Below are 17,732 nucleotides of genomic sequence, written 5' to 3'. Positions count from 1 at the left end.
TGCGACGACATGTACGCGATCTATCCAGAGGTGCGGGCGTGCGCGCCTATGATTTGCCCTCACCTAGCCGGATGAGGGGCCACGCTCTCGCAGATCTCCCGGAAATCGTTCGTCGCATCCACGCGGCGTCTATTCGGCGCTCGCCACCTTCGCCGGCACGAGCGGGGCGGCATTTTTCAGCTTTGCGCCGAGGGCTTTGAGAATATTCGTCGATGGCACCGAGAGCATGCGCGGCCGGATGAGCTGCGGCAATCCGTCCTGCGGCTTGGCGGCGACGGTCTTGGCGAGATCCTTTTCCGAGGGCAAGGGATTTTCGATGCCGGGAATGGCGCGCAGCGTCACACCCTGATGGGCGTAGTCCATGGCGCGCTTGAAGGTCATCGCCGGCAGCGAGCCGCCGGTCATGTTGTTGGTCGAGGTATAGTCGTCATTGCCGAACCAGACGGCGCAGGTGTAGTTGCCGGTGAAACCCACGAACCAGGCGTCGCGGTAGGCCTGGGTCGTGCCGGTCTTGCCAGCTGTCACGATGCCGTTGTCAAGGGCTGCCTTGCGCGCCGTGCCGACATAGGGAACGCGCGACAACATCTGGTTCATATAGGCATCGGCCTGTTCCGAGAGTACGCGTTTGGGCGCCGGCTCGTCGCGGTCGAAATCATAGAGCACGTCGCCGTCGTAATCGAGAACCTGGGTGATGCCGTGGCGGCGCGACTGATAGCCGCCGGCCGGGAAGGTGGCATAGGCCGTCGCCTGATCGAGCACCGTCACCTCGGACGTGCCGATCGGGATGGTGACGTCGTCACGGATCGGCGTTTCGACGCCGAGGTTCTTCGCCATGGCCCGGATCGGCTGAATGCCGAGCTTCTCCTTGGCAAGCCGCACCGGCACCGTGTTGATCGATTGGGCGATCGCCGTCTCAAGGGTTATGCGGCCAGCATAGTGGTTCGCATAATTGTGCGGGCTCCAATTGCCCCAAGAGATCGGTGCGTCGACGATCGTCGTCTGCGGCGTCATCCCGCTCTCCATGGCCACCGAATAGGTATAGACCTTGAAGGAGGATCCCGGCTGGCGCAGCGCCCTGGTGGCGCGGTTGAACTGGCTTTCGCCGTAGTCCCGCCCGCCGACCATGGCGCGTACCGCGCCGCCGTTCTCGATCATCACCATGGCACCCTGCTTGGCGTGATAGGCCTCGCCATATTCGCGCAGCGACGTTTCGACCGATTCCTCAGCCGCCTGCTGGATACCCATGTCGATTGTCGTGCGCACGATCAGCGAATGCTGGTGGAAGCGCGGCGACAGCCGCTGCACCTCGTCGAAAGCCCAATCGAGGAAAAAGTCGGGCGATTCTACCTCGTTGCGGTCGACGACGGTTGCCGGATTGCGCCGGGCGGCGATCACCTGTCCCTCGGTCATCAGCCCGCTCTGCACGAGGTTGGTCAGCACCTCATTTGCGCGCGCACGTGCCGCCGGCAGATTCACATGCGGCGCATATTTGGCCGGCGCCTTGAACAGGCCGGCCAGCATGGCGGATTCGGCAAGGTTCACATCGGTGATATTCTTGCCGAAATAGAACTGCGCCGCCGCGGCTGCGCCAAAGGTGCCGCCGCCCATATAGGCGCGGTCGAGGTAGGTAGAGAGGATTTCCTTCTTGGAAAGGTTCGACTCGAGCCACAAGGCGAGGAACGCTTCGGTGATCTTGCGGTCGATCGAACGCTCGTTGGAGAGAAACAGGTTCTTGGCGAGCTGCTGGGTCAGCGTCGAGCCGCCCTGCACGACTTCGCCCGCCTGGGCGTTAGTCACCATGGCGCGGAAGAGGCCGATCACGTCGATGCCGAAATGGTCGAAGAAGCGCCGGTCTTCGGTAGCGAGCACCGACTTGATCAGGGAATCCGGCAGCTCGTCGATCGGCACGGAGTTCTGGTGAATGACGCCGCGATGGCCGATGACGTTGCCGTAACGATCAGTAAAGGTGACGGCGAAATCGCCGCGGTTGCGCCAGTCCTCCTTGGTCGCCTCGAAGGCCGGCTGGGCAAGCAGCAGCATCAGCACCGAGCCGGCCGCCCCGAGCGTCAGCCCTTCGCCGGCCAATTCGAAGACCATGCGCTTCCAGCCGCGCACGCGGAAGCGGCGAAAAAAGATGGTGATGTCTTCCCAGATCTCGGCGGCGCGGAAGCCGGCGTTCCAGACGGTTGAGTCGATCCACGAATCGATGCGCAGCAGGATGTGGCGGCTCTTCGCCGGCCGCTTGTCCGCCGCGTTATTCGCCGTTTCTTCGGGTCCCGCTTCGGGACCTCTTTCGGGGTTGTCCGGATCCTGCACGTCCTGTATTCCCGCCTGATCGCGCTTCGCTTATCTCCGGCCGTCGGAAAGCGACGAAAGCGCGAGGCCGCCATATGGCCGCAAAGCCCTCCGATACCAGGAGCATGCTGAAGAATTGATTGATTTTGCGGCTGATAACAAGAGAGATAGATGGCGGTCACGTCAATTTGCGGGCCGCTGTTGCAAGAAATGACGATGAACGATCTGCCCTTCTGGAAGCGCAAGACGCTTGCCGAAATGACCGTCGCCGAATGGGAAAGCCTCTGCGACGGCTGCGGTCTCTGTTGCCTCAACAAAATCGAGGAATGGGATAGCGGCGATATCTATTTCACCTCGGTCAGCTGCAAGCTGCTCGACGGCGAAAGCTGTCGCTGCTCTAGCTATGAGAACCGCTGGGATTTCGTTCCGGATTGCGTGCAGCTGACCAAGGAGAATGTGCCCGATATCGCCTGGCTGCCGCCGACCTGCGGCTACCGGCTGGTCAATGAAGGCCGTGATCTCTACTGGTGGCACCCGCTAATCTCCGGCGATCCGGAAACCGTTCATGCCGCCGGCATTTCCGCGCGCGGCCGCACGATCAACGAAAACGAGATCGATATCGACGACCTCGAAGACTACGTCGTCGACTGGCCGCTGACTGTGGGTGAAGAGAAGGACGAGGAAGAGGAAGAGGCGTAAGCGGCTCAGCTTTTTACCGCTGCGAGGAAGCGGCGCAATTCCACCTCCACATATTTGTCCACCGGCCCTTCCGCGCCAAAGCCCCACCAGGTGAGCGAGCCCTGCCATTGCGACAGCATCAGCCGAGCGATGGTCTCCGGCGCGCCTGCCGATGCGAAACAGCGTGCGATCGCCGCGGTCAGCGCCGTTCCCCAGGCAGCCCCCCGGGCGCGCAACACCGGATCGCGGAAGTCCTCGCGCAGCACCCGCAGTCCCTCGCCATAGGCGGCGGCATTGTCGCCGTAATCCTGCGACAGTCCGACAAGCAGCGCAACGGCGCCGTCCGGTGTGATCGCCACGCTGCCTGCAAGCCTTGCCGTTTCCGCATCCAGCCTGTCCCAGGCGTATAGCAGCGCTGCGCGCAGCATCGCCGCCTTCGTGGTAAAACGCTGCACCAGCGTCGAACCGGAAAGGCCGCTGACTTTGGCCACCGCCGCAAAGGTCGCCGCATCCGGCCCCTCGGCATGGATCAGCGCCAAAACCATGGCGAGAAGCTGTTCATCGGAAAGCGTACGGCGGCGCGGCATGAATTTCCTCGCGTATCCGCCTTATTTATGAACGAACATTCGTTTATATGCAATGTCAGTTTTTTCTTTTCTAACGTGGAGGATGGAGAAGTGACAACGGACTTGCGGGAGAAAGTGGCTTTGGTGGCGGGTGCAACGCGGGGCGCTGGCCGCGGCATTGCAGTGGAACTCGGCGCTGCCGGCGCCACCGTCTATGTGACGGGGCGCTCGACGCGCGCGCAGCAATCCGAATATGCCAGGCCAGAAACGATCGAGGAAACGGCCGAACGTGTCACGGCTGCGGGCGGGAGGGGTATTGCCGTGAGGGTAGACCATCTCGTCGAGGCTGAGGTCGAGGCGCTGGTCGCCCGCATCCGGGCAGAGGCCGGCCGGCTCGATATTCTCGTCAACGACATCTGGGGCGGCGAAAAACTGTTCGAATGGGATAAGGCCGTCTGGGAGCATTCGCTGGACAAGGGCCTGCGCCTGCTGCGGCTCGGCATCGAGACGCATCTGATCACCGCCCATTATGCGCTGCCGCTGTTGATCGAGCGACCGGGCGGGCTGCTTGTCGAGGTGACCGACGGCACGGCCGACTACAATGCCACCCATTATCGGCTGTCGCCCTTCTACGACCTCGTCAAAACCGGCGTCACCCGCATGGCCTGGGCGCATGCGCAGGATCTGGTAAAACATGGCGCCACGGCCGTTTCGATCACGCCCGGCTGGCTGCGCTCCGAAATGATGCTGGATGCCTATGGTGTCAACGAAGACAATTGGCGCGAGGCAACCAAGGTGCAGCCGCACTTCGCCATTTCCGAAACCCCGCACTTCGTCGGCCGCGCCGTCGCTGCGATTGCCGCCGATCCCGACCGCGCCCGCTGGAACGGCCAGTCGCTGTCGAGCGGTGGGCTTGCCAAGGTCTACGGGTTCGATGACATCGACGGTTCGCGGCCGGATTGCTGGCGCTACATGGTGGAAGTGCAGGAGCCGGGCAAACCGGCGGATGTGACGGGATACCGCTAAAGCGCGTCGCTGGGGGCGGGGTGGCACAGCCCAAACAAAGGGCGAAGCGCGCCGCATCAATCAGATCGGGGCGACGCGCTCTGAGGCCTCTGCTTACTGCGCGGCTGCGAGCCGCGCCGCATCGCGAAACGACACCAGCCGTTTCGTCTGTTCGTCCCACAGCACCAGCTTGACGCAGCGCAGGCTTTCCATGAGCGTGATGCGGCCGAGGTCGGCAAGCTCAGGATGGTCTCGCAGCACCTCCGGCAGCCGGTAATAGGGCACCCGGCTCGACAGATGATGGACATGGTGGATGCCGATATTGCCGGTGATCCAGCGCAGCACCGGCGGCAGGTCGTAATGCGAAGCGCCGTGAAGAGCTGCATGCTGGAACTGCCAGTCCGGCTCCTTCGACCAATGCGTTTCCTCAAACTGGTGCTGGACATAAAACAGCCAGACACCGGCAGCACCGGCCAGAAGCACGGTCGGCAGATGCACCAGCAGGAAGGGGACGATCCCGACGGCCCAGATCAGCAGTGCCGCGACCGCCGCGATGGCAAGATTGGTCGCCATTGTGGAGACCCAGGGCAAGGCGCCGGAGCGCATCATGCCGAAGGGCAGGCGCTGCTTGAAGATGAACAGCCATGCCGGCCCGATTCCGAACATCACGGCCGGGTGCCGGTACAGCCGGTAACCAAGCCGGCCCCAGCGCGACAGCGCATTGTATTCGGCGATCGTCAGCGTTTCGATGTCGCCGACGCCGCGTTCGTCCAGGTTCCCTGCCGAGGCGTGGTGCTCCGCGTGTGCCCGGCGCCAATAGTCGTATGGCGTCAGCGTCAGGATGCCGATCGTTCGCCCAACCCAGTCGTCGACGCCGCGGCGTGCGAAAAACGAGCCATGGCCGCAATCGTGTTGGATCATGAACAGCCGTAACAGGAAAGCGGCGGCGGGAACGACGAGGATGAGGCCGGGCCAGAAGCTGTAATGAACCGCGGCCCATGCGGCAGCCCAGAACAGAGCGAACGGGACGACCGTGACGGCAAGCTCAAAAGCGCTTCGACCGGCTCTCGGCTGACGGTATCCGGCAAGAATCTTCAACCAGCGCTTCTCAGCGAAAAGCGCGTTGTGCCCCCGGAAGACTCCGAGTTTGCGGCGGGTTCGCCCAAAGGGACCACTTGGATTTCCTTAATCTCGTTGCGGCGCGCGGATTGGATCACAGAATAGCGCCATGAAAGGCCGCGATACTCGAAAGGCCGAGTGCGATCACTACAGCCGAGCGAATGAGAAAGAGCGGATAGTCGAAACGGTACATTGTGTGAAGAGAGACCATGGCTGCAGCACTTCCTGTTTTTGTGGAAACATGTCAATGGGTGATAATGTCACGCAGGAGCGTAGCGTGGCCGACCGGACGCGCAATCACTTCAGTTGACACATGATTCTTATGCGCAAATCGATCGTGAATTGCGCTATCTCTGCGAAGAGGGGGGGCTCGATAAGATCTTTTATTTCTTTGGAGCACTGCCATGCGGGGCGGTCGTGGTCGCCGTCTTCATCTGATTGGCGAACGTGCTTTCCACCTTCGCCGCCTGCTTGTCCTTCTTCGGCTTCCGGACCTCACGATTGCTTCTAACCTGTCCTTTTGCCATGAATAAATCTCCCGTTTGATCGAAAACTGAAAAGCCGTAGCCTGCGCGGTGTTCGCCCGCTTGTCGACCGCGACCGGAGATCGCGGGATCGTCGTGAGGACGACCCGACAACGCCGGGCCGCAGGAATTGAATGAAATGATGCCTGCTGAAACCGCATCGAAGTCTGGAGGCGGATGACCTCAGAGGTCACCAAAAGCCAAACCCGACGTTGAGGCGGGACGTCACCATGTTTTCGCGATCGGGAAAATGGCGGGCCGGATTCCGGTCACCGCAGATGCCGCATCGGCCAAATCAGCGAGCCCTTCTCTTACAATGAAATTGCGGTGCCATTAAGGCCGTTGCCGCAACAAAGCCATATTTTCAGAGGGGCTTAATCATTGATGGGAAACAGGCGGATCAGTTTGGTTCTTTCCATTTCCGCTCGCCCGGATGCCGACATGATGCCGCGCGCCAGGCAAAGATCTATATCCCGCCCGATGTCGAACGGGACCCGCATCCCTCCGGCCTTGAGCAGGCGGTCGGTCATCGTGAGAAGCAGGTCCACCCTTGCCTGGCAGCCGTCCGCTTCGAGGAGCGCCACCCGGCGCTCCCTGTCAATCGCAGCAAGATCCTTGGCATGCTGCCGTTGCTGATAAGCGCCGAACTGTACCCATCCAAGATAACCCGCCACTGCGACGCCGATACAGAGACACAGGGTTTTCCGCAGCTTCAAAGTGATTGGCTCCTTTGGCGAATCTGAAAGATGCGCAGCGCATCAGCCAGCGGCCCGTCTTTCGCGCGGCAATCCCTGTATCGCATATCGGTTGAAGATGGGGGTGATCGGTTTTGGCGGTTCCTTCGGCTTGCCGAAATGGTATTCGAGAGCCTTTGAGAGCATGGCCGGCGAGGTGACGCCCTCCTGGAACAGCCTGATCAGCAACACGGCCGCGACGTTGAACACGCGTTGGTCATCGATCAGGATTCTGGCGTCGTAGCCGGCGTCGTCGAGCACGCCTTGAAGCATGTCGAGATCGGACGAGGTCAGATGCGGCTTTTCGGAAGTGGAAGACATAGGCCCTCCTTTCGTCGGGGCGAGGGGATGAAACCCTCAGTCGGCAGCGCCCGTACAATGGCTGCCGAAGGCGAGACCATGCGCCTTTCGCCGAGGCAAGGCAATGGGATTCTGTTGCTAATATTCGCTTTATCTTATGAAGCGCCCGCACCGGTCAGGGTGCGGGCGCAACGGTCATTCCGCGGCCTGATAGGCCGAAGTCCGGGCGGCCGATGTCCGCGGACCGGCGGCGGCAAGCAGGGTGATCGCGACCGCAAGCAGCGCCACGAAGGCGATACCGGCGACATAAGGATCCCAGCCGAAATGCGGTGCGGCGCCGAATACTGCCGAAGCGGCTGCGAGCACAATGCCGCCGCCGATCTGGAAGGAGGCGAAGAGCAGTCCGGAAGCGAGCCCCGATTTGTCATCCTCGACGTCAGAAAGGGCTGCGACCTGCACCGAAGGGTAGGTCAGTGCATAACCGAGGCCGAGCGGGATCTGCGAAAACAGCACGAGCAGGATCGCGTCGACATGCCCGAGTGCGGTCACCCAGAAGACGTAGCTGAAGGCCTGCAGGCCGACACCTGCCGCCATCAGCCTGGTAGCGCCGCGATTTTGTGCAAGGCTTGCAAAACGGGGCGCCAGGAACATCACGAAGACGCCGCCAAGCGCAAAGCAGAAGCCGGTGGTGAAGGCCGACCAGCCGAGGACGTTTTGGTAATAGAGCGTCGCCAGGAACTGGAAGCCGACATAGGCGCCCTGGAAGAGGGCGGCAATCGCATTGGCGTGCCGAAGTTTCGCCCGGCGGAACATGCCGAGCGGCACCATTGGATCGGGGTGGCGCGCTTCGACTGCGAGGAAGAGCAGGATCAGCGCCAGCGATGCCAGCAGCGAGCCCCAGGTCGCAAAAGCCTGCCAGCCGGCGGCCGCGGCATTGGTGATGCCGAAGACGAAGAGCAGCAGCCCGGGGGTGATCGTCAGCGCGCCGGTCCAGTCGAAAGCGGGCCGCGGCCCCGTCCTTTTCGGGTCTGCCGGCAGCGCCAGCGGCGCAAGAAAGAGCGTCAGGATGGCGACCGGCGCACCCATGACCAGCGTTGTCCGCCAGCTGAAGATGGTCGCAGCACCGCCGAGCACCATGCCGAGCACGAACCCTGTCGCGCCGGTCGAGGCGAAGACGCCGAGCGCCTTTGCCCGTGCAGTTCCTTCGCCAAAGACGGAGAGCAGCAGCGCAAGCGCTGCCGGCGCGGTGAAGGCCGCCGCAATGCCCTTGATCAATCGGGCGGCGATCAGAGTCGGGCCGCTGTCGACGAAGCCGCCGGCGATGCTGGCGGCGGCAAAAATCGCCAGCGACCAGAGGAAGACGCGGCGGTGGCCGAAGACGTCGGCGACCCGGCCGCCGAGCAGCAGAAAGCCGCCATAGCCGAGCACATAAGCGCTGACGGCCCATTGCAGCGACGTCGCTTCCATGCCCAGTTCAGCCTGGATGGCGGGCAGCGCGACACCGATGGTGGAGACGTCCATGGCGTCGAGAAAATTGGCGGCGCAGAGCAGCAGCAATGCCAGCCCCGCTCCGCTTTTCGATTTGGAAAGTGTCATCGATACGTTCCTTTTTTGCTGCCGCCTCGTCGAGGGAGGTTGCGCGGACGGCAGGGAACGGAAAAATGTACATCTTCCTACCTCATTGCAAATTGATAGTAGCCATGCCAGGTATTACTCATGATGATGAATGATGCCACGCTTCGCAAAATCGACCTGAACCTTCTGCTGGCCTTTTCGGTGCTGATGCAGGAGCGCAATGTCAGCCGCGCCGCCGAACGGTTGCTGCTCGGCCAGCCGGGCCTGTCGGCCGCTTTGCGACGGCTGCGCGAGACACTTGATGACGAACTGTTCGTGCGTGTCGGTCGCGGCCTGCAGCCGACGCCCCGCGCCCTTTCCATTGCTCCGGCAATCGAGGATGCGCTCTCGGGCATCGAGCGCGCTATTCGCCCGCAGGCCGACTTCGATCCGGGAAGCTGGCAGGGCGAGTTCCGCATCGGCATGTGCGACAATCTCGAATCGGCCTTTTTTGGCCCGCTTGCCGCCCGACTGCTGCAGCTTTCACCCGGCGCCCGGCTGATCGGCATCGCTTCCGAAAAGCGCGATGCCGCCCGCCGGCTGGACGAGGGGGGCTTCGATTTCAGCGTATCCGTGCATGACGAACCAGCCTCCTGGCACATCCGAGCGCCGCTGTTCAATCAGGCATCGATCTGCATTTACGATGAGGCTCAACTCAAGCTGAAGGCGCCACTGAGCCTTGAGGATTTCGCCGATGTCGCCCATGTCACTGTCTCGTTCGAGGGCAACGCCTCGACCAGCATCGACACCGCGCTGAGCCGCACCGGCCATGTCAGGCGTGTGGTGGCAACGGTGCCGCGCTTTTCCGCCCTGCCAACGGCGTTGCGGGCGATGCCGGCCATATCAATCGTGCCGGAATCGATCGGACGCTGCATGGCGCAATTGCACGGACTGACGATCTCAGCGCCGCCGCTTTCGCTGCCGGCCGATCCGGTAACCATGCTCTATCGCCGCGTCGACCAGGCCGATGGCCGGGCGCGCTGGTTCCGCCGCCTGTTCCTCGACGTCGCCGGCGAGGCGCTCGTCGCCTCCGGCTGCCGCGTCTCGATATCGAGAGCTGCGGCGTAGAGCAATTCCAGGAAAAGTATGAAGCGATTTTCCGCCCGGAATTGCGTCAGAGCTAGCGCCTATTACAGTTCGCCTTTATGGAAATAGGCTTCGAGACGGTAGCCGTCCGGGTCGATGATAAAGGCTGCATAATAGAACTGCCCGTAATCCGGCCGAATGCCGGGTTCGCCATTATCAGTGCCGCCGGAGGCGACCGCTGCCGCGTGAAAGGCATCGACGGCGGCTTCATCAGGCGCGACGAAGCAGAAATGCAGCCCGGATCGCAGATCGGCAAGAACCGGCTGCTCGACCTGCATCACCCAGAGCCCGACCCGTTCCGGGCCATAGCCGATCATGGTGTCGGAATTGGACAGGCGCTCATATCCGAGCGGCGCCAGCGCCGCATCATAGAAATGGCGGGCTCTTTCGAGGTCTTTGACGCCGATGGAGACATGATCGAACATGGGCCGCAAAACTCCCTCCCTTTTTCGCCAATCCCCGAAGGATTGCTCATCCCCAAGATGGCACGATGCCAACATCTTTCAACCGCCGTCCCGAGTCAACGAATGGGCTTGCATCGTCATCGCAGCTTGCCTGCTCATTCATGGCCGGTGATTCAGCCCAGCCGCTGTCACGTGGTTTTGGGGAGGGCAGAGTCCGGCTCGGGGGCGGTGAGGCTGCTGCCGCATCCGTTCTAAACAGCGCCCTCGGAGACGCTTTGCATCTGCTGCAGGTCCGTCATCTCATAGGTCCAGACTCGAAACGCCTTCAGCACATGCGGTCCGAAGGAATTGATGAGCGGTATGTCGGCAGCGTCGCGCCCGCGGGCGACGACGATGCGACCGATCCGCGGTGTGTTGTTGCGCGGATCGAATGCATGCCATGCACCGTCAAGGAAGACCTCGATCCAGGCGCTGAAGTCCATTGGATCAACGACGGGAATGCCGATGTCGCCGAGATGACCATTGATATATCGGGCAGGAATGTTGAGGCAACGGCACAACGCCACCGCCAGATGCGCAAAGTCGCGACAGACGCCGACGCGTTCGTGGAACGCCTCGAAGGCTGTCCGCGTCGATCGCGCCTGCATGTAGTCGAATTGGATATGGCCGTGAACGAAGTCGCAGATCGCCTGAACGCGGCTCCAGCCGGGTGCGACGGTGCCGAATATATCCCACGCAATCTGACTGAGACGATCCGTTTCGCAATAGCGGCTGCCCATCAGGTAGACGAGGCAATCGTCTGGCAACTCCGAAACCGGGAGTTCCCTGGCGCCTGGCAGCGACCTGTCCGGTTTGCCGTCGTCTTCGATCGTCGCATCGCCCCATATGGTCAGGTCGCCCGTCGGGGCGACCAGCCGAAGGCAGCGGTTGCCGAAGAGGTCGCGATAAGTCGAAGTGGGAACATTGGGCGTGGTGAATACCGTTTCCGGAACCCTGATGTCGGCCGCACGATCCTCATGCACCGACAACAGACATACCAATGCGGTCGGCTGCGGGCAGGTCAGCGTCATTTCATAGCCGTAACGGATCAACATGGAGCGTTCTCGCGCGTCCGGATCCGTCTAGCGGAAATCCGCCGCAGTTAGAGTATAAAAGGCGCGGCGGCGGTAGGAGTAGGCTTTGTGCGCCACCTCCTGAATGGAGTTGCGCAGGGCGTCGAAGGAGGATAGCCACCTCGTTACCGAAGGCTCGGTTCTTTGCAATGCGGCGTCGGATTTCGCCAGCGCGCCAACCTCGATGAAGAACAACACCTGGAACATGCCGTCATGGCCCACGAAGCGCACAGCATTTCTCGCCGGATCGAAGCTACGGCTTAGGTTCAGAAAAGCTAGCGCCATGGTTGGACCGGCGGGCTCTTCCGAGCACTCCGAGCGGTGCCCGACAGCCTGAGCCATTCCTTCCGATATCCTATGTTGAGGAGATTGAAGGACATCATGTCTTCCCCGGCTTCCGTATGGCCGGCGTGCACGGGAACGCTTGCAGAAACACGATAGACGGTCCACGAACGGGCGGATTCGATCCGGCCGTCGTGTTTGGTCTCCATGGAGTAGCGGCCGGGCGCTTCCCATGTGTGGACGGCAAAGGCATTCCGTCTTCGTTCGGCTTCGTCTCCATGGCTGTTCACGATGTCAACCTTTCGTCATTCGGGCCGCGGCCTTGGCCAAACGTCCTCTCGATCAGTGTTGCGCCGCTGCCGGCGGGCGATAGGTTTACCGATTCCAGGCTATCTTCCGTCACGACCCGCTCATGACGTTCATCGTCACTGCGGATGCGGTATTGCAGCACATTTCCTCTGAGAGGCAGCGTGGCGGTAACACGGTATGTTTCGGGGAGCTTGGAGGGAACGACGAAGAACCCGTCCTTCACCCGGACGGTCTGCCCCACCGTGAAGATATGTGTTGCTGCCTCACGCCGGATGGAGCGTCCATTGCGTTGCGGGATGCGCGTAGCGGTCATGACGGTTTTTGGTCCTTTTCGAGCACGGTTTCGAGATCTGACAAGTGGATAGGCATCATTTGCTGCGTCGAACTCTGGGCGGCTATCGCCGGCAGGTGGATGAAGGCGCCGACCCGTCGCCAGGCAAGCCTGGAGACGCCATCGATCAATTCCTCGTCATAATCGACGCGGTATTCTCCGGCTGGCTGCGCTCTGTCGAAACCGGGCAGGCGGAATGGGGATGAAAAGCGGACGACGGTTTGTGTGGTGCGACTTGTCACGGCTCGGGCCTCCGCAGGATACACCGATATGTTTCCTGTATCATTGAGATCCGAACCGGACGAACTCGAGGCTGCCGGTACATCCGCGGTCAGCGCCAAGCTCATTCCGGATCGGAACAGGCGAACTCAACGCCGGAACGACGTTATGGATCGCTGTCGAGAATTCAGTGGTGATGGCGGGTCGTAGGTCTCTGACACCGCGAAGCCAGGTCGGCTAAATCGACGAGACCTATCATTGCGCCTCGATTGCGTTTAAATCAAGATAAAATCTGATTTATCTATGAAAAACGCCAAATTAACTCTTTGTTCATTCAAATAAAATCGGACGCGATGGCGCAAAAAATTCTATTCACTTCCCGATTATTACAAAATACTCGGTCGGATTGATTTCCTGAATATCTCAAAAAAATTCCTGCGTGAATAATATTTCTTGGCACTCCTATCAATCGAGTGCCACGAGTGCTATTTATGAGTTGCAGCCGCCCTACGCGCCGGCAGCAGAAAGACCTCTATGAAATTCCGTTCACTTCACGACCGCGTCGTCATCCGACGTGCGGAAGGCGATGTCAAATCCAAGGGCGGGATCATCATTCCAGACACCGCCAAGGAGAAGCCCCAGCAAGGCGAAGTGGTCGCAGTCGGCCCGGGTCTCCGCGACAAAAGCGGCAATCTGGTCCCGCTTGATGTCAAGGTCGGTGATCTCATCCTGTTTGGAAAATGGTCGGGGACAGAGGTCACGATCGATGGCGAAACCCTTCTGATCATGAAGGAGACCGACATCATGGGCATCGTCGAAAAGACCGAAGCGGCTGCCGACAAAGCCGCCTGAGCGTCGAATTTGTGACCAGCATCTCAAGACCGAACTGGGAAGAAATATCATGTCTGCCAAGGAAATCAGGTTCTCCACCGACGCGCGCGACCGCCTGCTGCGCGGCGTCGAATTGCTCAACAACGCCGTCAAGGTGACGCTTGGCCCGAAGGGCCGCAACGTCGTCATCGACAAGGCCTATGGCGCACCGCGCATCACCAAAGACGGCGTTAGCGTCGCCAAGGAGATCGAGCTCGCCGACAAGTTCGAGAACATGGGCGCGCAAATGGTGCGCGAGGTGGCTTCGAAGACCAATGATCTTGCCGGCGACGGCACGACGACGGCAACTGTTCTCGCCGCCTCCATTTTCCGCGAAGGCGCAAAGCTCGTCGCTGCCGGGATGAACCCGATGGATCTGAGGCGCGGCATCGATCTCGGCGTTATCGCCGTCGTCAAGGAAATCAAGGCGCGGGCGATGAAGGTCAAGTCGTCAGGCGAGATCGCCCAGGTCGGCACCATTGCCGCCAATGGCGACGCCGCCATCGGCGAGATGATCGCCAAGGCGATGGACAAGGTCGGCAATGAGGGCGTCATAACGGTCGAAGAGGCACGAACCGCCGAGACCGAACTCGATGTCGTCGAGGGTATGCAGTTCGACCGCGGCTATCTCTCGCCATATTTCGTCACCAATGCCGAGAAGATGCGCGTGGAACTGGAGGATCCCTATATCCTCATTCACGAGAAGAAACTCGGCAGCCTGCAGGCGATGTTGCCGATCCTGGAAGCGGTCGTACAGACCGGCAAACCGCTGCTCCTCATCTCGGAGGACGTCGAGGGTGAAGCGCTGGCGACGCTTGTCGTCAACAAGCTGCGCGGCGGCCTGAAGGTCGCAGCCGTCAAGGCGCCGGGTTTCGGTGATCGCCGTAAGGCAATGCTGGAAGACATTGCCGTGCTCACGGCGGGCCAGATGATTTCCGAGGATCTCGGCATCAAGCTCGACAACGTCACGCTCGATATGCTCGGCCACGCCAAGCGCGTGCTGATCGAGAAAGACAGCACCACGATCATCGACGGCTCCGGCGAGAAAGCGGCCATCCATGCGCGTATCCAGCAGATCAAGGCGCAGATCGAGGAGACCACTTCCGATTACGACAGGGAAAAGCTGCAGGAGCGCCTGGCGAAACTCGCCGGCGGCGTCGCGGTCATCCGCGTCGGCGGCGCGACCGAGACGGAGGTCAAGGAAAAGAAGGACCGCATCGACGATGCGCTGAACGCCACCCGTGCGGCGGTCGAAGAGGGCATCGTGCCCGGCGGTGGCGTGGCATTGTTGCGCGCCAAGTCGGCCCTGACGGGCCTGACCGGGGAGAACGCCGACGTGACGGCGGGCATCTCGATCGTGCTCAGGGCGCTCGAAGCCCCGATCCGACAGATCGCCGACAATGCCGGGTTCGAGGGCTCAATCGTCGTCGGCAAACTCGCGGGCAGTAATAATGACAATCAGGGCTTCGACGCCCAAACGGAGACCTATGTCGATATGATCGAGGCCGGCATCGTCGATCCTGCCAAGGTCGTGCGCACTGCTCTGCAGGACGCCGGTTCGATTGCGGCGCTGCTGATCACCGCCGAGGTGATGATCGCCGACATTCCCGCAAGAGACTCCGCCCCTGCAGCCGGAAATGGCGGCATGGGCGATATGGGATACTGAGAACAGCCTGAACCGGTCCGGCGTCGTCGGACGGCGCAACTTGAACAACAGACAGGGAGAATTCCAATGTCCGTGCAGAGCAGCAGTAAAACATCGATCACCCAGCGTTTCGACAGTTACCAGCCATCCAAGACGCTTCTCGTCTGGGCCTGCGTCGTCACGGCGATCGCCACGATGATTATCGGCTTCAGCTGGGGCGGTTGGGTAACAGGCGGCACGTCAAGCAAAGCGGCAGCCGCCGCCGGCGACGTTGCACGCGGAGATCTAGCGTCGGCCATTTGCGTCGAGCGGTTCAAAGCAGCGCCGGATGCGGCCGCCAAGCTTACCGAGTTCAAGGCGATCACCGACGGCTACAAGCAGCGTCAGTTCGTTGAGGCCGGCGGCTGGGCCACCATGCCTGGGCAGACCTCACCCGACAGTCGGAGTGTTCAAGCCTGCGCCACCACGCTTGCCGCCTGACACTGTTTTCGAGAGCGCTCCGCCACCTGTGCGGGGCGCTCCCTCTGTTGACGCAGGAATGATCGATGATCCGTTTCAAAAAAAGAGCGACCCGCAGCCAGCCGCAGAAGACGCTGGCGACAACCGCTTCCAGAAAATCCGCGAGGCTGCAGCCGACGGGCACAGGAAGGTCGCCAACGACAGCACGCGTCCTCGCGCGTCGCGGGAGGCGGCAGATGGCGATCCGCTTATCTCAGTGCATTGACGATCTAAAGAGGCCGCCGGCGCAGCCTGGAGAGGGCGCGATCTTCCGCGGCGAGGCCGCGCTGTTTGTCGATGGCGAAGCCAATCAGACGACAGAGGTTTGCCCAGGCTTCGAACGACGCCACCATCTTTCAACCGCCGTCTCACGTCAGGAACGGGTCTAGCCGATATGGTTTGGCAGCTCAATGATTTAGGCGATCCTTTCAGCGACTCGGTCAGCCGTTCAATCAGGAAGCAGGAATGACTGGCCCCGCATGGGCGGAGACCAGCCGTGATCTCAGCCGTCGATGGCGACCCATTTCGGGGCGATCCCGGTACCGCGGCCCAGGCCGTAACCAAGGCGGATATTCAGCATCCCCAAGGGTTCGAGCAGGCGAGCGGCATCGAGCGAGCCGGTTTTCTCGACAGCAAAGTCGGCATCCTTCACCAGCGCTGCGGCGGTTTCGACAGCATTGTCGTCCCCGGCCAGGAAGACCGGTATCGTGGAGCTGTGCTTTGGGGAAGCCGCAAACAGCTCGGCAAAGATGGTATTGAAGGCCTTCACGACCTTGGCGCCTTTGGCCCTGTGCTGGATTTCTTCGGCTGCAGATGTGTCGTGACCGAACAGCAGGCCGGAGAAATCAGGCTTGAGCGGATTGGTAATGTCGATGACGATCTTGCCCTGCAATGCTGCGGTTTCGGCAAATTCGAGCGCCGCGGCATAAGGCAGCGCGACGACCAGAACATCGGCTTCGGCCACGGCGGAAGAGATCGATGCGCTCGTCGCGCCGATCTCCTCGGAAAGCGACTTTGCCGCGGCCTCATTGCGCGATGCGAGGATGAGCTCGCGCTTGCCTGCCAGGCGACGCGCCAAGCCGGCACCCATGTTTCCAGTTCCGATAATAGCGGTTTTCATATGGTCGGTTCCTTCATCGAGTTGAATGACGTCGATATATCCGACCGCGATCACATCATAAATGGCATTGAATGGCGGAATATAATTGCATAAAAGTATCGAATGACAGATCTCACCAATTTGAAGACCTTTGTAGCCGTGGCGACGGCTGGCAGTTTCGCCAAAGCTGCCGCCAGGCTCAACCTTTCGCCCGCCATGGTGGGCCGGCGCATTCAGGCTTTGGAAACAGATTATGGTGTCAAGCTGATCGAGCGCACCACGCGAACCCAGAGGCTCACCGAGATCGGCCTGAGATTTCTGGAGAGAGCAAGCAGGGTCATCGATGAGTTGGAGCAGCTGAACGATATTGCCGGCCCCGACAACCATGAAATATCCGGCCACCTCCGCATCAGCGGACCGACGACGCTCGGCGTGAAGCGCTTGGCATCGTCCATTGCTCGCTTTGCCAATCAGCATGCCGCGGTCAGTCTGGAGCTTAATCTGACCGACCGGAACGTCGATCTGATCGCCGAAGGCTATGACCTTGCCATTCGAGTGGCGCATCTGCGGCCATCTTCGTTGATCGCAAGAAGGATCGGCACCTATCGCTTCGTCTGCTGCGCCTCTCCAGGTTATCTCGGCAAGAACGGCACCCCGACCCATCCCGAGCAGTTGCAAGAGCACCGCTGCATCCTAAGCCTCAACCTCGTCCCGCGCGATCAATGGCATTTCGAAGATCAAAATGGACGGGTACTGGCGGCAAAGATCAACAGCAATATCGGTATCGACAATGGCGAAGCCATGCGCGTTGCCGCGGTGGAAGACGCCGGCCTCGTCTATGCGCCGCTGGTCCTGGTAGAGGAAGACATCGCCGCCGGGCGGCTGACCGAAGTGCTTGCCGATTGGGAAAAATACAGCCTGCCGATCCATGCGGTTCACCCGTCGCGGCAATTCGTGCCGCGACGGGTGAAGGCCGCGATCGGCTGGATCACCGGAGATCTCCGCCGGTAGAATTCGCGCAAGCGGAAAGCGCATTTGGCGG

General features: G+C 61.1%; 22 protein-coding genes. 8 read left to right on the top strand and 14 right to left on the bottom strand.

Features of this window, described 5'->3' with window-relative positions:
- Nucleotides 1-129: 129 nt before the first annotated feature.
- Complete coding sequence (locus tag MF410_RS12440; protein ID WP_239619793.1) at nt 130-2,316, bottom strand: PBP1A family penicillin-binding protein; 2,187 nt, start codon at nt 2,314-2,316, stop codon at nt 130-132.
- Nucleotides 2,317-2,511: 195 nt separating this feature from the next.
- Here MF410_RS12440 and MF410_RS12435 point away from each other — a divergent pair, with 195 nt between their 5' ends.
- Entirely contained in the window at nt 2,512-2,994 is a 483-nt protein-coding gene (locus tag MF410_RS12435; protein WP_012557045.1) for a YcgN family cysteine cluster protein, read from the top strand.
- A gap of 5 nt (nt 2,995-2,999) precedes the next feature.
- Here the strand turns inward: MF410_RS12435 and MF410_RS12430 are convergent, their stop codons facing one another.
- Nucleotides 3,000-3,560 (bottom strand): TetR family transcriptional regulator, encoded by a 561-nt coding sequence (locus MF410_RS12430; RefSeq protein ID WP_097627700.1) that lies wholly within the window; start codon nt 3,558-3,560, stop codon nt 3,000-3,002.
- 90 nt (nt 3,561-3,650) lie between these two features.
- On the opposite strand from MF410_RS12430, the gene MF410_RS12425 reads away from it, so the two are divergent.
- Nucleotides 3,651-4,565, top strand: coding sequence for an SDR family oxidoreductase (locus MF410_RS12425; protein ID WP_097627702.1), 915 nt, complete (start codon nt 3,651-3,653; stop codon nt 4,563-4,565).
- 93 nt (nt 4,566-4,658) lie between these two features.
- Here MF410_RS12425 and MF410_RS12420 read toward each other — a convergent pair whose 3' ends face one another.
- From MF410_RS12420 to MF410_RS12400, 5 genes are all read right to left on the bottom strand, one after another.
- Nucleotides 4,659-5,642, bottom strand: a complete 984-nt coding sequence (locus tag MF410_RS12420; RefSeq protein WP_239619792.1) for a fatty acid desaturase — start codon at nt 5,640-5,642, stop codon at nt 4,659-4,661.
- Between the two features lie 404 nt (nt 5,643-6,046).
- Nucleotides 6,047-6,190, bottom strand: a complete 144-nt coding sequence (locus tag MF410_RS12415; RefSeq protein WP_003587729.1) for a hypothetical protein — start codon at nt 6,188-6,190, stop codon at nt 6,047-6,049.
- Nucleotides 6,191-6,561: 371 nt separating this feature from the next.
- Entirely contained in the window at nt 6,562-6,897 is a 336-nt protein-coding gene (locus MF410_RS12410; protein WP_097627769.1) for a hypothetical protein, read from the bottom strand.
- A gap of 48 nt (nt 6,898-6,945) precedes the next feature.
- Nucleotides 6,946-7,242 carry a hypothetical protein gene (locus MF410_RS12405; protein WP_097627706.1) on the bottom strand — a complete coding sequence of 99 codons (297 nt, stop codon included), beginning with the start codon at nt 7,240-7,242 and terminating at the stop codon, nt 6,946-6,948.
- A gap of 174 nt (nt 7,243-7,416) precedes the next feature.
- On the bottom strand, nt 7,417-8,817 hold the full coding sequence (locus MF410_RS12400) for an MFS transporter (RefSeq protein WP_097627708.1): 1,401 nt from the start codon (nt 8,815-8,817) through the stop codon (nt 7,417-7,419).
- Between the two features lie 123 nt (nt 8,818-8,940).
- On the opposite strand from MF410_RS12400, the gene MF410_RS12395 reads away from it, so the two are divergent.
- The gene (locus MF410_RS12395; RefSeq protein WP_097627770.1) at nt 8,941-9,903 is read left to right on the top strand and encodes a LysR family transcriptional regulator; all 963 of its coding nucleotides are present in this window, start codon (nt 8,941-8,943) and stop codon (nt 9,901-9,903) included.
- 62 nt (nt 9,904-9,965) lie between these two features.
- Here the strand turns inward: MF410_RS12395 and MF410_RS12390 are convergent, their stop codons facing one another.
- The 6 genes from MF410_RS12390 to MF410_RS12370 form a co-directional block, all read right to left on the bottom strand.
- Nucleotides 9,966-10,346 carry a VOC family protein gene (locus tag MF410_RS12390; protein ID WP_097627710.1) on the bottom strand — a complete coding sequence of 127 codons (381 nt, stop codon included), beginning with the start codon at nt 10,344-10,346 and terminating at the stop codon, nt 9,966-9,968.
- 230 nt (nt 10,347-10,576) lie between these two features.
- Nucleotides 10,577-11,419: a transglutaminase family protein gene (locus MF410_RS12385; protein ID WP_097627712.1), complete on the bottom strand. Its 843-nt coding sequence runs from the start codon at nt 11,417-11,419 to the stop codon at nt 10,577-10,579.
- Between the two features lie 27 nt (nt 11,420-11,446).
- Entirely contained in the window at nt 11,447-11,722 is a 276-nt protein-coding gene (locus tag MF410_RS12380; protein WP_097627714.1) for a DUF1488 domain-containing protein, read from the bottom strand.
- Entirely contained in the window at nt 11,713-12,009 is a 297-nt protein-coding gene (locus MF410_RS36765) for a hypothetical protein (RefSeq protein ID WP_097627716.1), read from the bottom strand. Before MF410_RS36765 ends, MF410_RS12380 begins: the two co-directional genes overlap by 10 nt.
- Nucleotides 12,006-12,341, bottom strand: a complete 336-nt coding sequence (locus MF410_RS12375; RefSeq protein WP_097627717.1) for a hypothetical protein — start codon at nt 12,339-12,341, stop codon at nt 12,006-12,008. The genes MF410_RS36765 and MF410_RS12375 overlap by 4 nt, the downstream gene beginning before the upstream one ends.
- Nucleotides 12,338-12,601 (bottom strand): hypothetical protein, encoded by a 264-nt coding sequence (locus MF410_RS12370; RefSeq protein WP_097627771.1) that lies wholly within the window; start codon nt 12,599-12,601, stop codon nt 12,338-12,340. Before MF410_RS12370 ends, MF410_RS12375 begins: the two co-directional genes overlap by 4 nt.
- A 511-nt stretch (nt 12,602-13,112) precedes the next feature.
- Here MF410_RS12370 and MF410_RS12365 point away from each other — a divergent pair.
- From MF410_RS12365 to MF410_RS12350, 4 genes are all read left to right on the top strand, one after another.
- Nucleotides 13,113-13,430 (top strand): co-chaperone GroES, encoded by a 318-nt coding sequence (locus MF410_RS12365; RefSeq protein ID WP_097627719.1) that lies wholly within the window; start codon nt 13,113-13,115, stop codon nt 13,428-13,430.
- Between the two features lie 49 nt (nt 13,431-13,479).
- A complete protein-coding gene (groL, locus tag MF410_RS12360; RefSeq protein ID WP_097627721.1) occupies nt 13,480-15,114 on the top strand; it encodes a chaperonin GroEL in 1,635 nt (544 codons plus the stop codon).
- A 66-nt stretch (nt 15,115-15,180) separates the two neighbouring features.
- Nucleotides 15,181-15,573: a hypothetical protein gene (locus MF410_RS12355; RefSeq protein ID WP_097627723.1), complete on the top strand. Its 393-nt coding sequence runs from the start codon at nt 15,181-15,183 to the stop codon at nt 15,571-15,573.
- 58 nt (nt 15,574-15,631) lie between these two features.
- Complete coding sequence (locus MF410_RS12350; protein ID WP_239620401.1) at nt 15,632-15,817, top strand: hypothetical protein; 186 nt, start codon at nt 15,632-15,634, stop codon at nt 15,815-15,817.
- A 276-nt stretch (nt 15,818-16,093) separates the two neighbouring features.
- Here MF410_RS12350 and MF410_RS12345 read toward each other — a convergent pair whose 3' ends face one another.
- A complete protein-coding gene (locus tag MF410_RS12345; protein ID WP_097627772.1) occupies nt 16,094-16,711 on the bottom strand; it encodes an NAD(P)-binding domain-containing protein in 618 nt (205 codons plus the stop codon).
- A 102-nt stretch (nt 16,712-16,813) separates the two neighbouring features.
- On the opposite strand from MF410_RS12345, the gene MF410_RS12340 reads away from it, so the two are divergent.
- A complete protein-coding gene (locus MF410_RS12340; RefSeq protein WP_097627727.1) occupies nt 16,814-17,701 on the top strand; it encodes a LysR family transcriptional regulator in 888 nt (295 codons plus the stop codon).
- The last annotated feature ends 31 nt before the right edge of the window (nt 17,702-17,732 follow it).

Source organism: Rhizobium sp. C104 (assembly GCF_022354505.1).
Classification (GTDB): domain Bacteria; phylum Pseudomonadota; class Alphaproteobacteria; order Rhizobiales; family Rhizobiaceae; genus Rhizobium; species Rhizobium redzepovicii.
The sequence above is the reverse complement of the archived record's forward strand: the minus strand, read 5'-3'. Positions and strand labels throughout refer to the sequence as shown.